Origin of the sequence: Frankia sp. AgB1.9 (assembly GCF_016786355.1) — a bacterium.
Taxonomy (GTDB): domain Bacteria; phylum Actinomycetota; class Actinomycetes; order Frankiales; family Frankiaceae; genus Pseudofrankia.
Window position 1 is genome coordinate 66,502 of record NZ_JADWYX010000028.1, and the last position, 17,741, is coordinate 84,242.

15 protein-coding genes are annotated in these 17,741 nt (G+C 69.6%); 6 read left to right on the top strand and 9 right to left on the bottom strand.

The window, feature by feature from the left end:
• Positions 1–54 precede the first annotated feature (54 nt).
• Both I6A60_RS13535 and I6A60_RS13540 read left to right on the top strand, forming a co-directional pair.
• Positions 55–1,245 (top strand): cytochrome P450, encoded by a 1,191-nt coding sequence (locus I6A60_RS13535; protein WP_203022882.1) that lies wholly within the window; start codon positions 55–57, stop codon positions 1,243–1,245.
• A 336-nt stretch (positions 1,246–1,581) separates the two neighbouring features.
• Positions 1,582–2,136: a hypothetical protein gene (locus I6A60_RS13540; RefSeq protein WP_203024888.1), complete on the top strand. Its 555-nt coding sequence runs from the start codon at positions 1,582–1,584 to the stop codon at positions 2,134–2,136.
• A 1,043-nt stretch (positions 2,137–3,179) separates the two neighbouring features.
• On the opposite strand, the gene I6A60_RS13545 is transcribed toward I6A60_RS13540, so the two are convergent.
• Positions 3,180–3,563, bottom strand: coding sequence for a hypothetical protein (locus I6A60_RS13545; RefSeq protein WP_203024887.1), 384 nt, complete (start codon positions 3,561–3,563; stop codon positions 3,180–3,182).
• 67 nt (positions 3,564–3,630) lie between these two features.
• Entirely contained in the window at positions 3,631–4,287 is a 657-nt protein-coding gene (locus I6A60_RS13550) for a hypothetical protein (RefSeq protein ID WP_203024886.1), read from the bottom strand.
• 102 nt (positions 4,288–4,389) lie between these two features.
• Here I6A60_RS13550 and I6A60_RS13555 point away from each other — a divergent pair, with 102 nt between their 5' ends.
• Positions 4,390–4,560 (top strand): hypothetical protein, encoded by a 171-nt coding sequence (locus I6A60_RS13555; RefSeq protein ID WP_203024885.1) that lies wholly within the window; start codon positions 4,390–4,392, stop codon positions 4,558–4,560.
• An 80-nt stretch (positions 4,561–4,640) separates the two neighbouring features.
• On the opposite strand, the gene I6A60_RS13560 is transcribed toward I6A60_RS13555, so the two are convergent.
• Positions 4,641–5,090, bottom strand: a complete 450-nt coding sequence (locus tag I6A60_RS13560) for an NUDIX domain-containing protein (protein ID WP_203024884.1) — start codon at positions 5,088–5,090, stop codon at positions 4,641–4,643.
• Between the two features lie 350 nt (positions 5,091–5,440).
• Here I6A60_RS13560 and I6A60_RS13565 point away from each other — a divergent pair, with 350 nt between their 5' ends.
• A complete protein-coding gene (locus I6A60_RS13565) occupies positions 5,441–6,619 on the top strand; it encodes a helix-turn-helix domain-containing protein (protein WP_203024883.1) in 1,179 nt (392 codons plus the stop codon).
• Positions 6,620–6,705: 86 nt separating this feature from the next.
• On the opposite strand, the gene I6A60_RS13570 is transcribed toward I6A60_RS13565, so the two are convergent.
• The 3 genes from I6A60_RS13570 to I6A60_RS13580 all read right to left on the bottom strand — a co-directional run bounded on the left by I6A60_RS13570 (position 6,706) and on the right by I6A60_RS13580 (position 10,151).
• Entirely contained in the window at positions 6,706–7,608 is a 903-nt protein-coding gene (locus I6A60_RS13570; protein WP_203024882.1) for a hypothetical protein, read from the bottom strand.
• Between the two features lie 360 nt (positions 7,609–7,968).
• Complete coding sequence (locus I6A60_RS13575; RefSeq protein ID WP_307873667.1) at positions 7,969–9,474, bottom strand: recombinase family protein; 1,506 nt, start codon at positions 9,472–9,474, stop codon at positions 7,969–7,971.
• Positions 9,475–9,524: 50 nt separating this feature from the next.
• Complete coding sequence (locus I6A60_RS13580; RefSeq protein ID WP_203024880.1) at positions 9,525–10,151, bottom strand: hypothetical protein; 627 nt, start codon at positions 10,149–10,151, stop codon at positions 9,525–9,527.
• Here I6A60_RS13580 and I6A60_RS13585 point away from each other — a divergent pair.
• Positions 10,140–10,691, top strand: a complete 552-nt coding sequence (locus I6A60_RS13585) for a recombinase family protein (protein WP_203024879.1) — start codon at positions 10,140–10,142, stop codon at positions 10,689–10,691. The two genes, I6A60_RS13580 and I6A60_RS13585, sit on opposite strands and share 12 nt — an antisense overlap.
• Before the next feature lie 62 nt (positions 10,692–10,753).
• On the opposite strand, the gene I6A60_RS13590 is transcribed toward I6A60_RS13585, so the two are convergent.
• Entirely contained in the window at positions 10,754–11,656 is a 903-nt protein-coding gene (locus tag I6A60_RS13590) for a helix-turn-helix domain-containing protein (protein ID WP_203024878.1), read from the bottom strand.
• A 123-nt stretch (positions 11,657–11,779) separates the two neighbouring features.
• Here I6A60_RS13590 and I6A60_RS13595 point away from each other — a divergent pair, with 123 nt between their 5' ends.
• Entirely contained in the window at positions 11,780–12,490 is a 711-nt protein-coding gene (locus tag I6A60_RS13595; protein ID WP_203024877.1) for an SDR family NAD(P)-dependent oxidoreductase, read from the top strand.
• A 164-nt stretch (positions 12,491–12,654) separates the two neighbouring features.
• On the opposite strand, the gene I6A60_RS13600 is transcribed toward I6A60_RS13595, so the two are convergent.
• Both I6A60_RS13600 and I6A60_RS13605 read right to left on the bottom strand, forming a co-directional pair.
• Entirely contained in the window at positions 12,655–13,374 is a 720-nt protein-coding gene (locus I6A60_RS13600) for an alpha-ketoglutarate-dependent dioxygenase AlkB (RefSeq protein ID WP_203024876.1), read from the bottom strand.
• Between the two features lie 56 nt (positions 13,375–13,430).
• On the bottom strand, positions 13,431–17,717 hold the full coding sequence (locus tag I6A60_RS13605) for a trypsin-like peptidase domain-containing protein (protein ID WP_203024875.1): 4,287 nt from the start codon (positions 17,715–17,717) through the stop codon (positions 13,431–13,433).
• Between the last annotated feature and the right edge of the window lie 24 nt (positions 17,718–17,741).

Genomic DNA, 17,741 nt, shown 5'->3' on the forward strand with positions numbered 1-17,741 from the left:
CGCCCCGGGAGCAGCAGTGTTATCCGCACGTGTACTTGTTGAGAGGAACTCCACGTGAGCGCCGCCACGGAGATCTACTACGACCCGTACGACTTCGCGATCGACGAGAACCCGTACCCCGTCTGGAAGCGCATGCGCGAAGAGGCGCCGTTGTACTACAACGAGCGCTACGACTTCTACGCGGTCTCGCGCTACGCCGACGTCGAGGCGATCTCGGTCGACTGGCAGACGTACACGTCGTCCAAGGGCATCCTCATGGAGATGGTCAAGGCGGGGATTCCCACCCCGCCCGGCCTGTTCATCGCCGAGGACCCGCCCGAGCACGACATGCACCGGCTGATCCTGAGCCGGGCGGTCACCCCGAAGCGGGTGCTCGTGCTGGAGGACCGCATCCGCGAGCTGTGCGCCGAGTACCTCGACCCGCTGGTCGGCAGCGGCCGGTTCGACCTGATGCAGGACTTCGCCAGCCAGCTTCCGATGCGGGTCATCGGCGCACTGGTCGGCATTCCCGACGAGTATCTGCTGACCCTGCGCGACCAGGTGGAGGAATCCGCCCGGCTCAAGGAGGAGAAGCCGCAGGAAGAGCAGCGGCTACCCAGCATCGGCGAGCCGTACGCGCCCTTCCTGAAGTTCAAGAAGGGCAATCCCGCCGACGACTTCCTGACCACGCTGATCGAGGCCCGGTTCAAGGACGTCCTCACCGGTGAGCAGCGCGGCCTGTCCGACGCGGAGATTCTCAACTACGTCGGCATGCTCTACGCCGCGGGCGTCGAGACCACGGCACGGCTGATCGGCTGGCTCGGCAAGACGCTCGCCGACAACCCCGACCAGCGCGCCCTCGTGGTGGCGGACAAGTCCCTCATCAACAAGACGGTCGAGGAGACGCTCCGTTACGAGGTGCCGTCGCCGATCCAGGTGCGGGTGACGAACAAGCCCGTCGAGCTGCACGGGCAGACGGTGGACGGCGGGAAGATCGTCACCCTGCTGACCGGCGCGGCCAACCGCGACCCGGCCGCCTTCCCGGACCCGGACACGTTCGACATCCGCCGGAAGATGGACGCCCACATGACGTTCGGCAAGGGCGTCCACTACTGCTTCGGCGCCGCGCTGGCCCGCATCGAGGGCCGGATCGCGCTGGAGGAGATCCTGGACCGCTTCCCGAAGTGGGACCTCGACCTGTCCGGTGCGGAGCTCATCCACACGGCCACGATTCGCGGTTACCACAAGCTGCCCGTGGTGCTCTGACCAGCTCGGGCCAGCTCGGGCCAGCTCTGAGTCCAGGTCGGTCCGCCGGGCCAACGCGCTCCGGCCGACCGACGACCCCCCCCCCGGCCCCCCCCCCCCCCCGGGGGGGGGGCCCGGCCGCCCCGGTGGCCGGGGCGGGACGGGGCGGCGCGATGGGTGCGGCGGGGTCACGCCACCACGGCCCCGACCGTGGCCGAACCGCGCCAAACACAGGCGAACGAACACAACCAATGCTGAAACGCCTATACAGCCATGACTACGTCAGCGACGATGCCTCAACCAGCCCAGCACGGACCAACCCCCGACGCCCTACCCCGCGCGCAAGGAAGACCCCCCATGATCACTCTCATCACCCGCCGCATCCAAGCCGACCTACACGCCCTCATCCGCGCAGACGACCCCAGCCCCTCCGGCCTCGCCCGCGTCGCTCCCAACCTCCTAGCGCTCCTCACCGGCCGGCACACCCTGGAAGCCGCCCCCACCGCGTGGGCCAAAGTCCGAGACGCGATCAGCGCGCTACCCGCCACCCACTCCGAGGCCGCGACGATCCTGCTCGGCATCGGCCAACCTCCCCGCGCCAACCTCACCGAACGCCGCACCATCGCCGGGCACCTCTACCGCGTCGGCCCCGACCAGTTCTCACGCGAATACGAACGCCACGTACTCGACGCACTCACACTCGCCATCGCCGAACGCTCCGACCCCAACGCGACGCTCCCCGCACGGTTCTTGGCGTTGCGCCTACCGCCACCGCTCAGCGCCTTCCGTGCCGCAGCACGCGACCCCCAGATACGCGCCGCGCTACGCACCATGAGCACCCGCCCCACGCTCCCAACCCCCCGACTCTCCACCGCGACACCGCAACCCGCGAAACCAGGATCCATGACCTGACCAGCGCTAGCAGACCGCTTGCAAAAGGCAGCACCCCGAGGCGGGACCGCTCCTGAACACGTGAGGCCCTCCACCGCGTGGCCCACCAACGCCGTGCAGCGGAGGGCCTCGTGTGTCCCCACCGCGAACCTGTGACCTGCGCTTGCAGCCCGCTTGCAACAGCAAGCATCCCGCGGGATCGATCATGGTGCGAGCCTGCTTGCAGGCTGCTTGCAACTGCTAGCGTTCAGCCGCTGGGATAGACATTCCGGTATCACCCGCGAAAGGGAGCCGGACACCTGCCAGGCCACGTGTGGCCTCCGCTTGAAGTCGGGCTACCTGCTCATCTACCCGGCGTCGGAAAGCGGGATCCTCGTAGTACAGCATGCACAGTTCCTCAAAACTGTGGGGCGGCTTGTAGCTCCCGACCACAACGCCGAGCGTGTAAACGCCATCCTCGTCGGGACCACTCGTGACCATGGCCCGCGCCCGCATGCCCTCGACGTCAGCAACAGGAATGATCTCGTCGCGAGGAAGTCGCACACCGGGTGGCGCAATCGACGTGATCTCACCGGGGTAGCCAGTGTGACGGAAGCTGACCTGTACCCGCAGATGAGGGAGCGCCTTCACTAGTTCAGCCAACAACGTCGTTCCCCCGATCCCCCTGGTTGAACTGGCAAAAAGAATGCGGCACCCCGGGGCGGTCGGTCAGGGAGGACATCGCCCCGGGGTGCCCTTCCGGCATACGGACGAATTCGAGTCCGCCGTTACCGGGAAGCCCTAACCGCTGTGGCGAACAACGGCCGGGCAGGTTCAAGCCTTTACTCGTCTGGGGGTGCCTCTTCGCGATACATGAATTGGTTGATCTCCCCGAACGGTGACCGATAGGGCGCGGGCGTACCGTCTCGCTCGCGCGCCACGGGCGGCAGTGCGCGCCGGGCCTGCTCGTAGTGCGCAGTGATCAGGAAGTGCTCCCGTTCCCGTGCCATCGGCGGGAGACGGCTGTCCCTATCCACCACGGGTGCGTAGCGCGGGAAGTCCGCACAGGGGTCCTCTTTCACGGCCTACACCGGAGGTAGCGGCCCGCGCGTGGCCCGCCCCTGCGGGACTTCAGGGGCGGGCGCAGTGCCGCCCCGTTCTCGTCTCAGCCACGCGGGCGGGCCGGTCGGGATGGTGTGACCGATATCCGCGAGCACGATGACGGCCGTAGCCACGTCCAACACCAGATTGCCAGGAATTGGAGGGTCGGCCAGCGGCGCGCGAGCGTCCGCGTCCGGCTCGTCGCTGAACGAGCGTCCGTCCGACCAGATCTGGATACGGGCCGCGCCCGGGATCGCGACCAACAGGCCCCGGGCCATTTCGGTTACGTCGCCGATCCGTTCCGCGAGCCGCGCGGGAACCGTCGCGAACGTATCGCCGCCCCCGTCGAGTTCGTACCTCACGATCATGTCGCGTCCGTTCCGCTCGTCTGCCGGTAGGCCGTATGAATCGGGTCGGTGCTGCGATTCCCTCGCGCTATTTCGGTCGGCGGAAAAGTCGCTCGAATGCGCCCGTGCCGTGGCGCAGGTCGAGCCACCGATTTAGTTCAGCGGCGTTGCCGCTGACCGTCGCCGCGACAATCAAGACGTGCAGTTCCTCGCTTTCGATGCCGCCTATCTCGCCAAGAAAGGTGGCATAGCGTGCGCTCACCTGCCGGTGGTAGGCAGCCATGGCAGCGATGTAGCGCTCTATGTCGGCTCGCCGAAAATCGTCCGGCGACGGTAGTCCCGCGAGGAAATCCCGGTCCGCGTCGCTCAGTCGGCCTATTGTGTCGCGGAACATGACTCGTTCCGAACCGTCGGACGGTTCGCGTAGTCCTAGAGCCTTGGCGGTATGGCGCGCGACAATCCGCGCCTCGCGGTCGGTCGCCCCTTCCGTGATTATCCCCAGGTTGCGCGTCGATTCCGCGTCCGGGCGATCGAGCGGTGAGTACGGGCTTCCCCCGGGTTCACGGCGGTTAATGCCGTAGCGAGCACGGAAGATCCTGGCGTTATGGATTACGTACTCGCGGAAAGCGCCGTAGTGCAACGAGTCGTGGAGATAGGAACGGAGGAGATCCAGAGCGACAAGAGCGTAGGGGGTCGCGGGCTGAGATTGGTTCAGGTGGCCGTGTCGTGTGACGATCGCGCCCATCTGCTCATGCCGGTATCCCTGGTCTACGTGATGGAACCCCCCGTACCTTTCCACGGAGTTCGAGCGGACTCCGACCCAGACCCGATCAGGCGGCAACATCCCGTGAAGCCCAAGCTGGCCGTAGCGGGCCGACGCCAGCGCCGTTCCTACCCGGAAGATCTCGCGAACCGGCCCGGCAACCGAGCGCAGCAGTTCATCAAGCGTCAGGAAACCAATGTCCGGGTGCGCCGGATGGTCGCGATCCAGTGCGACCGTTGCCCGCGCTGCGGCTAGGAAAAGGCTAGCGTCGGCACGGTCCGCGAGGCTGCCCGCTAACTGCTCGTTCGGCGCCAGCGACGATGCCGGGATCCGGCTTAACTCTCGGACTGGATCAACGCGCGATGTGACTCGTGGATCCCCTCCGGTAGTTGGTCGGGCGGAAACCACCGTGCCTCCAGGATCTCCAGTGCATTGACCTTGAGTTCGCCACCAGTAAACGTCGCCGCGTAGGCCACCTCTACCCGCAACTTGTAACCACTTTTCAGATGGACCATTTCAGAGACCGCGACGTCCAACCCGGTTTCCTCGCGAACCTCGCGAACAATCGTGTCCTCGAAACGCTCGCCGGACTTTGCGTATCCCGTCGGAAGGCCCCACTGTCGCCCCTCCGGCCAGAGCCGGTGACGAAGCAGGAGAATCCGCCCATCGCTATCCGCCACGATGCCCGTGACGCCGACCATAAATTTGGAGTGGACCGCCCACAAGACCCACCATTGAGCCGGGCCGCGAATAGTCCGCCACGCCACCGCCACCACTTTCCGCATCGTGTCTCGTCTCCCGGGCCGATTTCCGCTCTCCACCACGTGCCGATCATGCCCGACGTCGGGCCGCCCGCCCGCAGGCACCAGCGACGATCTCCCCTGACGTCGTTCCTCACGATCACACGCCTCCGCTCGCACCGGCATTTGACGGGCTCCCCGGGCCGGGAGGACAGCCAGCGATGGCACTTGGTCCGGTCCGGGGGCCTAAGTGCAGCCTGACCCGGTCGTGCGGCCGGTAGAAGGCGTTCTAGCGCCCCCTGTGATCTGCTGTCGTCCGTGCGGCCACCCGAGGGAGGACACGACGTCCACCCTGTGCTGGGGCCAGTACGCTTGGTGTGTCGGAAGGTGCGGGTATGTCGGACATGGAGCTAGGCGACCGGATCAAGCAGATACGGCACCGCCGTGGGATGACCCAGGACGAGCTAGCCGAGCGGTCCGGCGTACATCTCGACACGATCAAGAAGCTAGAGACCAAGATCCGCACGGGTGCCCGAATCTCAACCCTTCACGCTCTCGCGCGGGCGCTGGACGTCCGCACGTCCGATTTGCTCGGTAACGGCGTCGAGCTGGATCCTGACGACAACGGGGATTCCGCTAGTTTGCTCGCCATGCGGCGTGTCCTAGTTCCCGCATATCCTGCACCGAGTGTCACGCCCATGTCAGGAACGGAGCTTCGACAGGCCGTCATTGACTGTGTCCGGCTCTACAGTCGGTCGAAAATCAGTCCGCTACTGGCGATCCTGCCCGATCTACTGGCTCGCGGTGATGGTTCCGAGGGAGACAAGAGCGATCTAGCGACGCTCTATATCCTGGCCGGTCAAGTACTTACCCACGTTCGGCATGAGGACTTGGCAGGTGAAGCTATCCGGCGTGCGGTAGGAATTACCGAGGCCAACGGCGACAGGGTTCTCTACTCGTCCGCAATCGACTCGCTAGCCTGGATATTCGTACGGCAGGCCCGTTTTGATGACGTCGAATCCATGTCGCTACGCCTCGCCGACGACATCGAACCGAGGTTCGGCCGGTCAAATCCGGACGAGCTAGCCGCGTGGGGCAGGGCGCTAGTACGCGCTTCCACCGGCGCCGCCCGGAACAACAAACCACAACGGGCGGACGAACACCTAGCCCTAGCCCGATTGGCATCCGAACGAATGGGGAACGACCTACAGCGGCACGGGGTCTATTGGATGAGCTTCGGGCCTCACAGGCTCGCGACCGCCACCGTTGAAAACGCCGTCATGCTCGGTGACCACGAAAGGGCACTAGCTCTCGCCAGGGACGGCGTACCCGTGATCCAGGGTGAGCAATACCTAAGGCACCTGCTTAACGTTTCCGAGGCTCAAATAGCCACCGGGGAATACGCGGGAGCGCTGGACACTATTAGGGGTGTTCACGGCACGTCGTCCGAATGGTTGGTCCAGCAGCGCTCCGCGCGGCGGCAGGTTCATGATCTTCTCGACGTCGTGAGTACCCGGCGCGCCCGTGCAAGCGGCCTCGCAGCCTTGGCCGCCGAGATGCACATCCGGCCTTAACGCACGAGTAGGACGGCCCCCAGCCACCCCGTGCGGGCCCCCGGCTCGGGTTCGGGTCGGGGGCCCGCACGGGCCGTGCCGGTGGGTCAGGGTGTCGGGGCGGCCGTGACGAGATGGGAGCGTGTCCCCTTGCCGCGTCCGACGCGGAATCCGAGCGTGCCGAGTAGCGACGCGAGGGCGTAGCCCATGACGTCGGGTAGCACGCTCGCGTGGTCGCCGTAGCTGTCGAGCGCGGGCCGGTGTGGGTCGGTGAGCCAGTCGAGCGCGACCCCGGCGGGTGAGCCCCGGCGGGCGGGGACGACGAGCGCCCCGCCGTGTGGGGCGATCCCGCTGAGGTCGGCGAGCGGGATGCCGGCCGCGACGAGCGCGGCGCCCACCTGGAATGCCAGTCGCGACAGGTCGTCGCTGAAAGCGGCGAGGGGGCCGCCGTGGTGGTCGCGTAGCCGGCCGGTCTGGGCGGCTAGGTGGCGGTCCCACGCGATCTGATCGGGCGCGTGGCGGGTGGCGACGGTGGCGTCGGGTTGGGCGACGCCGTAGGCGGCGCGGGCGTCGGGGTCGCCGGCCCCGACGTCGGTGGCGTCGTAACGGTCGGCCCACGGTCCCGCGACGATCGTCCCGTAGATCGTGGTCCACCACGCAGGCACGGCCGCCCGGTCATGGCGCCACCGAGCGTCCCCGAGCACACCCGACGGGACGTGCACGTCCGGGGCAACCGTGGGCGTCCAGGCGGGCGCGGGCACCGTCGGCGGATCGGTCACCGCGGTCGCCTCGTCGGGCTGCGCCCGGAATTGCAGCGCCACTCCGTCGCGGTCGAGCGGTGAGCGGTCGAAGGTGAGGAACGACGCGGGCGGGATGCTCTCCAGCGCGGTGGCCACGTCGTCGGGCTCGGCGCCGGGTAGGACGGTCAGGGTGTGGCGGTCGTCGGTCGCGGTGACGTAGGCGCGGGGGTTGCCCTGCGGCGGGCCGTCGGGGCGCGGGACACTTGCCATGGGTCGTCGTCTCCTGTGTGTGCAGGGGATGGGGGCCAAGGCCCCGGCCCGGCGCGGGAACGCCGGTTCGGGGCCGCCTGAAATCAGCGGCGCTTCGTGTGGTGCGCCGATCCCGCCCAACGGGCGGGACGCTGCACGGCCGCGACGCGGTCACGGCCAACGGGGATGTAGCGGGTAGCGGCACCGGAAGCCCCGGGATGTCGCTACGGGGCCGATCGCGGGTCGCCGCGCCATGAGGCGCTACGCGCTACACGTCTGCGTCGGTGCTGCTCACGGTGGGTGCGGCGGGTAGCGGAGGGTGTAGCGCTGCCGCTACACCCGCCCCGGGCCGCTACACCGACGGCGACGCGGCTGCGCGGTCTAGCGGGGGTCGTTGAGATCGCGCCAGACGATCCGCATGCGCCGTACGGTGTCGCCGTCCACGGTCCCGTCCCCACCGATGATCACGCCGTCGATCAGGTGCGTGAGGATGACTCGCTTCGCGGCGAGGTCGTCGCCCAAGTCGTCCCACCCGGCGGCGCCGTTCACGGGCAGCGCGGCGCGGCGCCGCGTGCTGGTGCGCACCCGTGTCTGCGCTTCGCGGATCTTGCTGGTGATCGCACGTAGGCGCGTCTCGTAGTCGTCCTCTTCGATCTCGCCCGACGCCCACCGGTCCGCGAGAGCCTTCTTGCGCAGCTCCAGCGTGGCCAGCTCGCCAGACCCGGGATCGGCGGTCTCGGCGGGCCGTAGCTCCAGCCCGTCCAGACGGTTGCGCACGGCCCGGCCGACTACCTTGATCAGGTACGGTTCCCCGATCCTGACGGGGGCGGGACATGTGCCTTTCCTGCGGTGGCAGTACATCCGGGGGGCCCGGCCGTTGTTGGTCATCTTGTAACCGCAGGCTGCGCAGTAGAGGAAACCCGCCAGCAGCCGCCGCACCTCTGTGCCGGTGCTGGTCCGCCGAACCGCGTCGGTCAGGATCGCCCTAATCTGCTCCCACGTATCGACGTCGAGGATCGCGGGCCAGCGCGCCGGACCCATGACCGCGATCGTTCCCGTGTCCCGCCGGGTCGCCTTGGTCTTGTAGCCCCGCATACCGATCAGACGCGGGTTGACCATCATCTCTTTAAGCGTGACCGCGCCCCACAAATGGAACGGGCATCCACAGTCGGTATAGCTCTTGCGGCCCTTCACATTGTTCGGACAGCGCACGGCATGCTTCTTCGTCACGGTCCCGACGCCCGCAGCGTTCAACGCACGCGCGATGGCCCCGAGAGGCTTCCCCTCCAACACGTCGGCGGCGATACCCCGGATCACGTCCGCCTCGTCGGGAACGAGCGCGTGGAAGTCCCGCACCGCCTTGCCGTTGTGGTCGATGGCGATGACCGGCCCGTAGCCGTACGCGCGCCTACCGCCGTGGTTGCGGCCCTGCTCCGCGCGTTGCTTCGCGGACCGAGACACCCGCTCCGCCGTCCGCTTGGACTCCGCCCGGTCGATCGCCCCCATGAGATCGACCATGAGATAGCCGTCCGCCGTCGTCGGGTCGGCCTCCGAACCCCGGACGGGAATGATACGAATGCCCTTGGCCTCAAACAGGTCAAGAACGCGAAAGCGATCCTTCGAGGACCGGAAAAAGCGGTTCGACGTCCAAGCAACCACCGCGTCGATCTCGCCAGCGGCGGCCATCTCTAGGATGTGCTCGAACTGCGGCCGGTAGTCCCTCGTCGCCGACAGGTCATTGTCGGTCAGGACATCAATCAGCCGGATGTCGTCCCGCCGCGCGGCAAGCTCCCGGATGTCCTCGTCCTGCCGAGTGACCCCCGCCTCCAGCCCCTCACGGTCATCGGAGATCCGGCGGTAGCCGATCGTGCGGAGCTTACGACTCACGCCAGAACTGTACGTGTCCGGCGTGTCCGCCCATAGCGTGATACTCGAATTCACGCCGCACCCCCGCCACCCATGCCGCTCAGCGCCCGGCGTCCGGCGCTGTCGTGGTCCTCCGCGATGGCCGCGCCGCACTTCGCGCACTCGGCAGGATTGGACCAACCCCGCACGTGCGGGCAGGGAACGAGCGTCAGCCGCTCCCCGGGCGGCCACGCACTACACGTCATCGCCGAACGGTCAAACGGCCGGAAGTAGACGATGACCGCGCCATCCTCGAACCGGGAAACGTAGTCGACCCAACCCCGCGCCGTAGCCATACCAACCCAGACGTCGGCAACGTCGACAGAGTCCGGAGCCTCGTCCTGCCCGGCCTCGTCGGGGGCCTCGTCCAGCTCGACACCCAGGGCCGCGCGGCCCTCGTCGGTCAGGACGTAGGCAAGGATGGTCACAGTGCTGTTACGAAGACTCAGGTCCCCCGCAGGCTCACGGACCACCCAGCCACGACGCTCGATCGCCTCGAACGTCTGCCAGTGGATCCGGACCGGCGGGCAGTCCTGCTCCCCGTAGTAGCCTTGCCCGAACGAGTCAGCCCGGTAGTACAGAACCCCCGTATGAGCGAAGGTCAGCGCGCAGCGCTGAGGGTCTGAGACTCGCAAGGTCTTGCCGGTGTGTGCGTCCATGGGACCGACACGCTGTTCCAGGTCCTCGTCCGCGGCGGCGGAAGCGCCACGTACAAGGTCGACTACGGTCCCGGCCCGCTGCCCACACCGCGGCTGCCCGGACCGGGCGAGATCGCCGCGCACCGCGGCGCGAACGTCCCGCGCCAACGGGTCTCGGCCGGCCCGGAGGGACCCGAACAGGCTGGTCCTGGTCCGTTGGCCGGTTCGGGGCTGGACCCGCGTTTCGGGGCTCGGCTCGTCGCGCGGCTGACCGACCTGGCGGAGGGGCGCGACGAGGTGCTCGCCGTGCCCAGCCTCTCGCGGATCTCCCGGCGGCACGACAAGCTCTTGCGGGTCGTCGAGTTCGCCCTGGCCCAGGGCGCGTCGGTCCTGACGAGCAACTATCTGCTGCGTCCCGCCGCGGTCTACGCGCGGTCCGGGCGGCTGGCGGTCCCGGATCACCGGAACCACGCGGCGAGCTTCGCCGACCAGCGCGGCCTCGCCGACGTCCACCGCGCCTGCGCCGAGGCCGCGCTCGCGAGCCTCGCGGACGCGTCATGACGGGCGGCGGGCGGGTACGGCGGTCGGTCGTCCGGCTGCGGTCAGGGTGCCGCCGCTGGGCGTCAGACGCTGCGGGAGCCTGCCGCCGGTGTCTGGTCGGCGGCGAGGTCCTGCGTGCCGAGTACCCGCAGCAGCGCGAGGGCCTCGGCCTCGCGGGTGCCGGGCGGGGCGGAGTAGACGATCACAGCCTGGTCGACGTCGGGCACGTGCAGGGTGTCGCAGTCCAGGGTGAGCGCGCCGAGCGACGGATGCTCGACGGTCTTGCGGGCGCTGCGCCAGCCGCCCGCGGGTTCGCTCTCCCACAGCCGGCGGAACTCGGCCGAGCCGGCGATGAGGCCGGCGAGCAGCGCCGCGAGGCCCTGGTCGCGCGGGTAGCGCGCGGCCGTCGAGCGCAGGGCGGCGGCCGCCTGCGCCGCGGTCGCCGCCCGCTCCAGCCCGGTCGCGCCGACCTGGTGGCGGACGCCGTCCCGCGCCGGGTCGGGCAGGAAACGCATCAGGTTGATGTTGCGGCGCTCGACGGGAACCGTCGACCAGTCCCCGAGCAGCGCGCTGGCCATCGCGTTCCAGGCGAGCACGTCGCCCTTGGCGCTGACGACCATCGTGGGCAGATCGACGAACCGGTCGATGAGGCGCAGCACGCTCGGCCGCACATGCAGCTCGATCATCCCCGGAGCGGGCGGTGCCCCGCCGGCCAGATGGAACAGCTCGTCGCGGCCAGCGGTGTCGAGCCGCAACGCCCGGGCGATCGCCGCCAGAACCTGCGTCGACGGCCGTGGTCCGCGGCCCTGCTCCAGCCGGACGACGTAGTCGACGCTGATCCCGGCGAGCAACGCCAGCTCCTCCCGGCGCAGGCCCGGCACCCGCCGGTTGCCCCGCGGGCCCGCGGGCAGCCCGGCCTCCTCCGGCCGGACCCGTTCCCTGCCGCGGCGGACGGCTGCCGCCAAGCCCGCGCGATCGATGCTCACCTGTCCAGCATGCGCGCATCGGGACCGGATGAGCCCGCCTCGCGCCCCGTGCTGGGTGGGACTGACAGTCCCACGATCGGCTGGTCCTCCCGCCGCCCGCGGTCCCGGGCGCAGGCTTGGGCCATGACAACCGTATTGATCACCGGGGCCAACAAGGGCCTCGGCCTCGAATCCGCCCGCCGCCTGGCCGCGCTCGGCTGGACGGTCTGGCTTGGCGCCCGGGAGGTCGACCGCGGCAAGACGGCGGCGGCAGAGATCACCGCCGAGCAGCCCGGCGCCGACGTCCGGGTGCTCCCGTTGGACGTGACCCGCGATGACTCGGTCGAGGCGGCGCTGGAGACCGTCCGCGCCACCGGCACCGGCCTTGACGTGCTCGTCAACAACGCCGGCATCGCCGGACCCCGCAAGGCGCCGACCGAGACCGTGCCCGCCGACTTCCTCGGGGTGTTCGGCGTGAACCTGCTCGGCCCGGTCCGGATGACCCACACGTTCCTGCCGCTGCTGCGTGAGTCGGCCGCGCCCCGGCTGGTGATGGTGTCCAGCGGGATGGGTTCCTTCGGGATCACCAACGACCCGGACCGCCTGGAGTCGACGCTGCACGGCCTGGTCTACCCGTCGTCGAAGGCCGCCCTGAACATGGTCGCCACGATGTACGCGAAGTCGCTGCCCGACATCCAGGTGACGGTCGTCGACCCCGGCTACACGGCCACCGACCTGAACGGCTTCTCCGGTTTCCAGACCGTGACCGAGGGATCCGACGCGATCGTCGAGGCCTGCACCGCCACGACCGGGCTGGCACCTTTCATCAGCCGCACCGGCCCCATTCCGTGGTAATTCGCCCAGCTGAATGAGGCCCGGCCAGTCTCATGCCCGATGTTCCCGAGTGCCCTCATGATCGCCGTTTTGGCCCTCCGGTGGTCGCTACCGGGTCTGTTTCGTAGCCACCAGAGGGCGAAGGCAACGATCAAGGCGACGGGCGGACCTTGTCGGAGGCGGCGCTAGCGGACGTTGTGGGGGCGGAACTGGACGCTTATACGGGGGCCGACGGGGCGGGCGGTCTTGGGGACGGCATGCTCCCAGGTCCGTTGGCAGGAGCCACCCATCACGAGCAGGTCGCCGTGGCCCAGCTCGAACCGGATCGTGGCGGTCGCACCTCCGGCGCCGCCGTCGGTGAACAGGCTGGCGACCGGGGGGAGGCCGGGGGCGGAGCGGGAACTGGCCTGGGCCGGGGGAGTGCCTGGCCGTGGGCGTAGGAGCAGCGTTCGCGGGGCGCCGAGCACGAGGATCGCGACCATGGTGTCGTGGGTGGAGCCGCGGCCCAGGCGGTCGCCGTGCCAGGCGACGCTGTCGCGGCGGTCCCGGTAGAAGGCCAGGCCGACGGTGGTGAACGGCTCGCCGAGCTCGGCGGCGTAGTGCTCGTCGAGCGCCCGCCTCGCCTCGTAGAGGGCCTCGTCGGGCAGTGGCTCGTCCGCCGGGTAGAAGGACAGCAGCCGCGGGATGTCGACCGTCCGGTCGTACATCGGCCGCCGTTCGGCCCGCCACGGGACCTCGGCGCGCAGGCGTTCGAACAGGGAGTCCGCCCCCGTCACCCAGCGCCGCCGGACATCGACCCAGGCGCCGCCGGCCAGCGGGCGCCGTGACAGCCCGGCCGCCACGGGGCCGATCTCCACCGACGTCGCCGTGTCCAGGAGTGACGCCTGAAACGGGGTGCCAGCCACCCGGCCAGGGTATCAAACATATGTTCGATACGTGAGTCCGTGACCCCAGGGCGGCGTCACCAGGGCTCGAGTTCCTCCAGGACAGTGCTCAGTGCGGGCTCGACGGCGCACGCCGCCGCCAGGACCTGGTGGCACGGCAGGAGGGCGAAGGCGACGGCGACCAGCCTGACTGCCAGGCTGGGGTGGTTCTGGAGCCTGGCTGTCTCCGCCAGTTCCAGGACGGCCTCGCCGAAGCCCGATCCGGGGTGGAGCGTAATTCTCTTCGGCTCCCATTCGTCGAGCGTCTGCCTGGCTCGCGTTTCCCAGTCATCGAGCGGATCGGTCTGCCTCGTGGGCGGTGCCGCGCTCCGTGGCCCGGCCTCGAGACCGTCGCCGATATCCGGCTCGATCTCGCCGCGGATACGGTCGTCGCGTATGCGCTCGAAGGTCTTTCTCGCGTCGTCGTGGCGCCCGGCCGCGGCGTAGTACTGGGCCAGCTTCGCGAGACAGCGTTCGGCGCCGAGAGCCATCCCGAACCCTCCCGCCAGCTCGACTTCTCGTAGTTCCTCCGCCGTGCTCCACGCGGCCGAAGCGCTGCCGACGCGCGCCTGCGCGAGCGCGATGGACGCGATGACGCTGCCAGTCCGGTGCGCCTCGAATGGCTCGAAGCGCTGCAGGGCGATGGTCACCGCGAGCGCGAAGGTGGAACTCGCGTCGGTCGTCCGACCCGCCTGCGCCAGGAGGACCGCGATGGCGGTGTAGGCCTCCGGCTTCTGCCGCCACCCCGGCCAGATCGAGCTCCGCAGCCGAGCGACGCCGTCCAGTGCCGTCGCGTACTCGCCTATCTCGGCCAGTGCGACCGCGGCGGCCGCGATCGCCTTGTCGAATCGTTCCCTGCGGATTGGGTCGTCTCCCGCGTCAGGACTCTCGGCAGCCGTCAGGGCCTCCTCGAGGTGGCGCGCCGCCCTTTCTCTGTTCCCTGCCGCGGCGTAGGCACGGCCCACACCCAGCAGGACATCGGAACGTTCCAGCGGATCCAGCGGCCGCCTGGTGGCCAGCGACATCTCGGCCAGCTCGCGTGCCGTCTGCGCCCGAGCGAGATAGTGCGCCGCTAGCGCCGCGTAGCCGAGGCCTTCGCCAACGTTCCGTCTGGCGTTCGCCGCGGTGAGCAGGCTGACGAACTCGTCGAGCATGGACGACGCGGCCGGATCACCAGCTTGCACACGCGCGCAGGCGAGCCGGCCGGTGCTCGGAGTCCGCAGGTCTGGATCCGCCATCAACTGGATCGTGGTCGCCGCCTCAGCAAGCGCACCAGCCTCGATCTGGATGTCCGCGATCCTGGCGAGCGTGTCCTGTTTCTGGTGCACGAGATGGGCGGTGACCGTGTCCCGGGCCGACTGATGAAAGCCCTGCCGCGCCTGGGCACAAGCCAGGCTGCTCAGGGTGTCGGCGCGCCGCCACCAGGTGTACTCGTCCCACCGGAGCGAGTAGTTGTCAGCGACGCGTACGGCTTCCGCGAGCAGCTTTTCCGCCCGCTCGCGCCTGCCAGCCTCGGCAAGCACCGTCGCACAGTCCTGGAGGATCTCCGCGTGAAATTTCGGATACTCCACCTCGTCGGCGAGTGCCAGCGCCTTCTCCAGCGACGACTCGTACGGGACGCCGCGGCGGACCTGGGCGAGCGCGACGGAGGCGAGAGCGCGCGGCCGACCCTCCACGGAGGTGACGTTCTCAGCGGCGCGGGCCGCGTCCAGGAGCAGGCCGTCGTGGTCGTCCGGGCTGATCAGGCCAGCGCTGTCGGAGCTGACGATCGCCGTGAGCAGGGCGGCGCGTCGGGCGGGGTCCTCGACACCGCGGGCAAGGGCGACTGCTTCGTCCATCACCGACCGCGCCGAGCTCGGGCCGCCCGTCGACGCCAGTGCGCCGGCGATCCGCAGGAGGCACACGACCCGCGAGCGATCGTCCGGAATGTGGCGCGCTGCCTCGATCGCGTCGGCGCACGCCTCTTCCGCCGCGGCCGCGAGGCCGACCGTCGCGAGCGTCGCGGCCACCTGAAGCAGGCAGCTCACCCGCGCGTCAACAACGGCGACCGCGCGCGCGGCGTCGAGGCCGGCCGCCGCCGACTCCTCGGCCGCCGCCAGTTGTCCCCGGGCCTGCTGGGCCAACGCCAGCTCGCACAGCGCGGGAGCGCTGGCCGAGACTGACTCGATGAGGTGGGTGACCGTGCTGGCCTGCTCCAGATCGTCCTGGGCTGTCCGCACGAGCTCACCGGCAACGACCGCCACAGCCCAGTCGCCCGCGCCGAGGGCCACGGCCAGCGCCCTACGCCGGTCCTGTACCGCCAATACGGTCAGTGCCGCGGCCGAGGGGGCGGGGCCACGGCCGCTCAGGGCGTCCCTGGCCTGGGCAAGGCGCGTCGCCCTGCCCAGATCGGCCCCACCCATCACGCGGTTGAGCAGCTGGGCCTCGTCAAGTTCCGACAGGGCAGCAAGGTCATTGCCCAGGCGTTCCCGGAGCCGCCGCCGCCGATCAGCATCGAGCGCGCAGCGAAAGAGCTGCTCAGCCGCCGCCTGACGGCGGTCGGCCCGGCTGCCGGGATCCTGGGCGCGCCGACCCAGCTCGCGGGTGTACGAACGCAGCAGGTAGCGCGGAGCGTCGGGCGGCCAGGCAAGCTGCGCGTATTCGCGAGCCCACGCGTCGATCAGATCCTCATAGGCTGCCCGATCGGCGCCGAACCGGACACGCGCCTCGGCGAGCAGCGTCTCGTGCGCGAACACGTAGACCGGCTCGCCTTCGGTGTCCGGGTCGTGCAGGCAGGTGAGGCTGCGGTTCAGGGAGCTACCCAGCAGTGCTTCGATCTCGCTGACATCGAGGTCACGGCCGCGTCGTTTCAGCAGGGCCTGCAGCTCACTGGCCGTGAGCCCGCTGCCGGCAGCCGCGAGACTGGACACCAGGGGGAAGAGGAAACCGCCGGGAACCCGTAGGACCTGACCAAGCTCTGCCTGCGCCGCCAGGCGGATCCCGGTGGCGGCTTCGGAGGCGGTGATGCGCCGCACCTGATCGCGCAGCGGATGCGCGGCGGGAAAACGAATACTGACGCCGGCGCGGCTCGCGACCAGGAGCGAGGCCGTGCCAGGGAGTGTCCTGGAATCGGGTAGCCAGGCAACTAGGTCAAGGCCCGCCGCGGCGTCGTACTCGTCAAGGCCGTCAACCAGAACGAGCAGACCCCGACCGCGTTCGGCGCAGGCGCGGGCCGCCTCCTCCAGCAGATCGGCGAAGTCGTTCTTCCGCTCGGATACGTACGACGGGGGCGTATACCCGCCCCGGTCCGCCAGCAGCGCCAGCTGGCGGCTGAGCACATCCAGGGCGTACCCCGCCGTGTTCTCATCGTCGCTGGCACGGCGCAGGAAGCAGGCGACCACGTCGACGCGTTCCGGCGGGTGCAGCGCGAACCAGGCGAGCAAGGCCGTCTTGCCGGCGAACGGGTCCCCTTGAATCCACCGCCACCGTGCTCCGGAGGCGGTGAAATCCGCCAGGGCGGCAAGCTCCGCCCCGCGGCCGATCAGTACGCGAGGTGCGAGGGCTTCCACGGCCCACCGCGCTCGCGCTACGTCAATCTTGCGCGGGGTTGGCGGGGTGGCCAGCCACAGATCATTCCCGTGGGCGGGCAGGTGCGGCAGTGCCGCGCGCCACGCGTCGAGCTGATCTTCTGGCGCGGGACCGAAGAGCCGCTCGATGGGGCGGAACGTAAGCGTAGCCAGTCCCTCTCGCGGGTGGTGCTGGCCGACCACCCCGATCAGCCGGTTGCCCGCCCAGACAGCAGCACCGGACATTCCCTCCCACGGGGAATGCCCGGCCGTTCCGGATTCGGGGGCAGGTGGCGCGTCCACCACGAACGCGAACCGGCCGGTCTTGGCGTCCGAGAGCGCGGCGATGCCGCCGATGGCATACGCCAGCTCTCGCAGCAGCACGCCATCCCGGCCGGGGGCTGGGCGGAGTGTGAAGCGGGGGCAGCCGGCCGCCGCCGCGGGCACCGGCGGCCCGGCGTCGCGATTCAGCCTCCCGAACAGCGCCGGCTCAGCTGCCGTTTCGCCGGCCTGCCCCCTTACAGGGAGCAGCGCCAGATCCGCGTCCGGGACCGTCAGCACCCGCTTTACCTCGACGGCCTCACCTTCTTCGGCGACCAACGCCGCGGGGGCGCCGAGCCACACCGCTATCGAAACCGCGCCGCGCACGACATGGCACGCGGTGAGCACCCAGCCGGGTGAGACCAGATAACCGCTTCCCCGCGTGCGCACCTCGCCCGAAGGGTCCGCGCGGACCACCATGATCTCGGCGACGCGGGCCCGCGTCGGATGGTCGACCACTGCCTCTCCCGGGATTCCCGACAG

Excerpts from the sequence above, each read along its gene's own strand:
- I6A60_RS13550 (WP_203024886.1), bottom strand. The coding sequence starts at position 4,287 with ATGGGCGCGATCGTCACACGACACGGCCACCTGAACCAATCTCAGCCC.
- I6A60_RS13580 (WP_203024880.1), bottom strand. The coding sequence starts at position 10,151 with ATGGACGCACACACCGGCAAGACCTTGCGAGTCTCAGACCCTCAGCGC.
- I6A60_RS13570 (WP_203024882.1), bottom strand. The coding sequence starts at position 7,608 with ATGGCAAGTGTCCCGCGCCCCGACGGCCCGCCGCAGGGCAACCCCCGC.
- I6A60_RS13565 (WP_203024883.1), top strand. The coding sequence starts at position 5,441 with ATGTCGGACATGGAGCTAGGCGACCGGATCAAGCAGATACGGCACCGC.
- I6A60_RS13560 (WP_203024884.1), bottom strand. The coding sequence starts at position 5,090 with ATGCGGAAAGTGGTGGCGGTGGCGTGGCGGACTATTCGCGGCCCGGCT.
- I6A60_RS13595 (WP_203024877.1), top strand. The coding sequence starts at position 11,780 with ATGACAACCGTATTGATCACCGGGGCCAACAAGGGCCTCGGCCTCGAA.
- I6A60_RS13540 (WP_203024888.1), top strand. The coding sequence starts at position 1,582 with ATGATCACTCTCATCACCCGCCGCATCCAAGCCGACCTACACGCCCTC.
- I6A60_RS13545 (WP_203024887.1), bottom strand. The coding sequence starts at position 3,563 with ATGATCGTGAGGTACGAACTCGACGGGGGCGGCGATACGTTCGCGACG.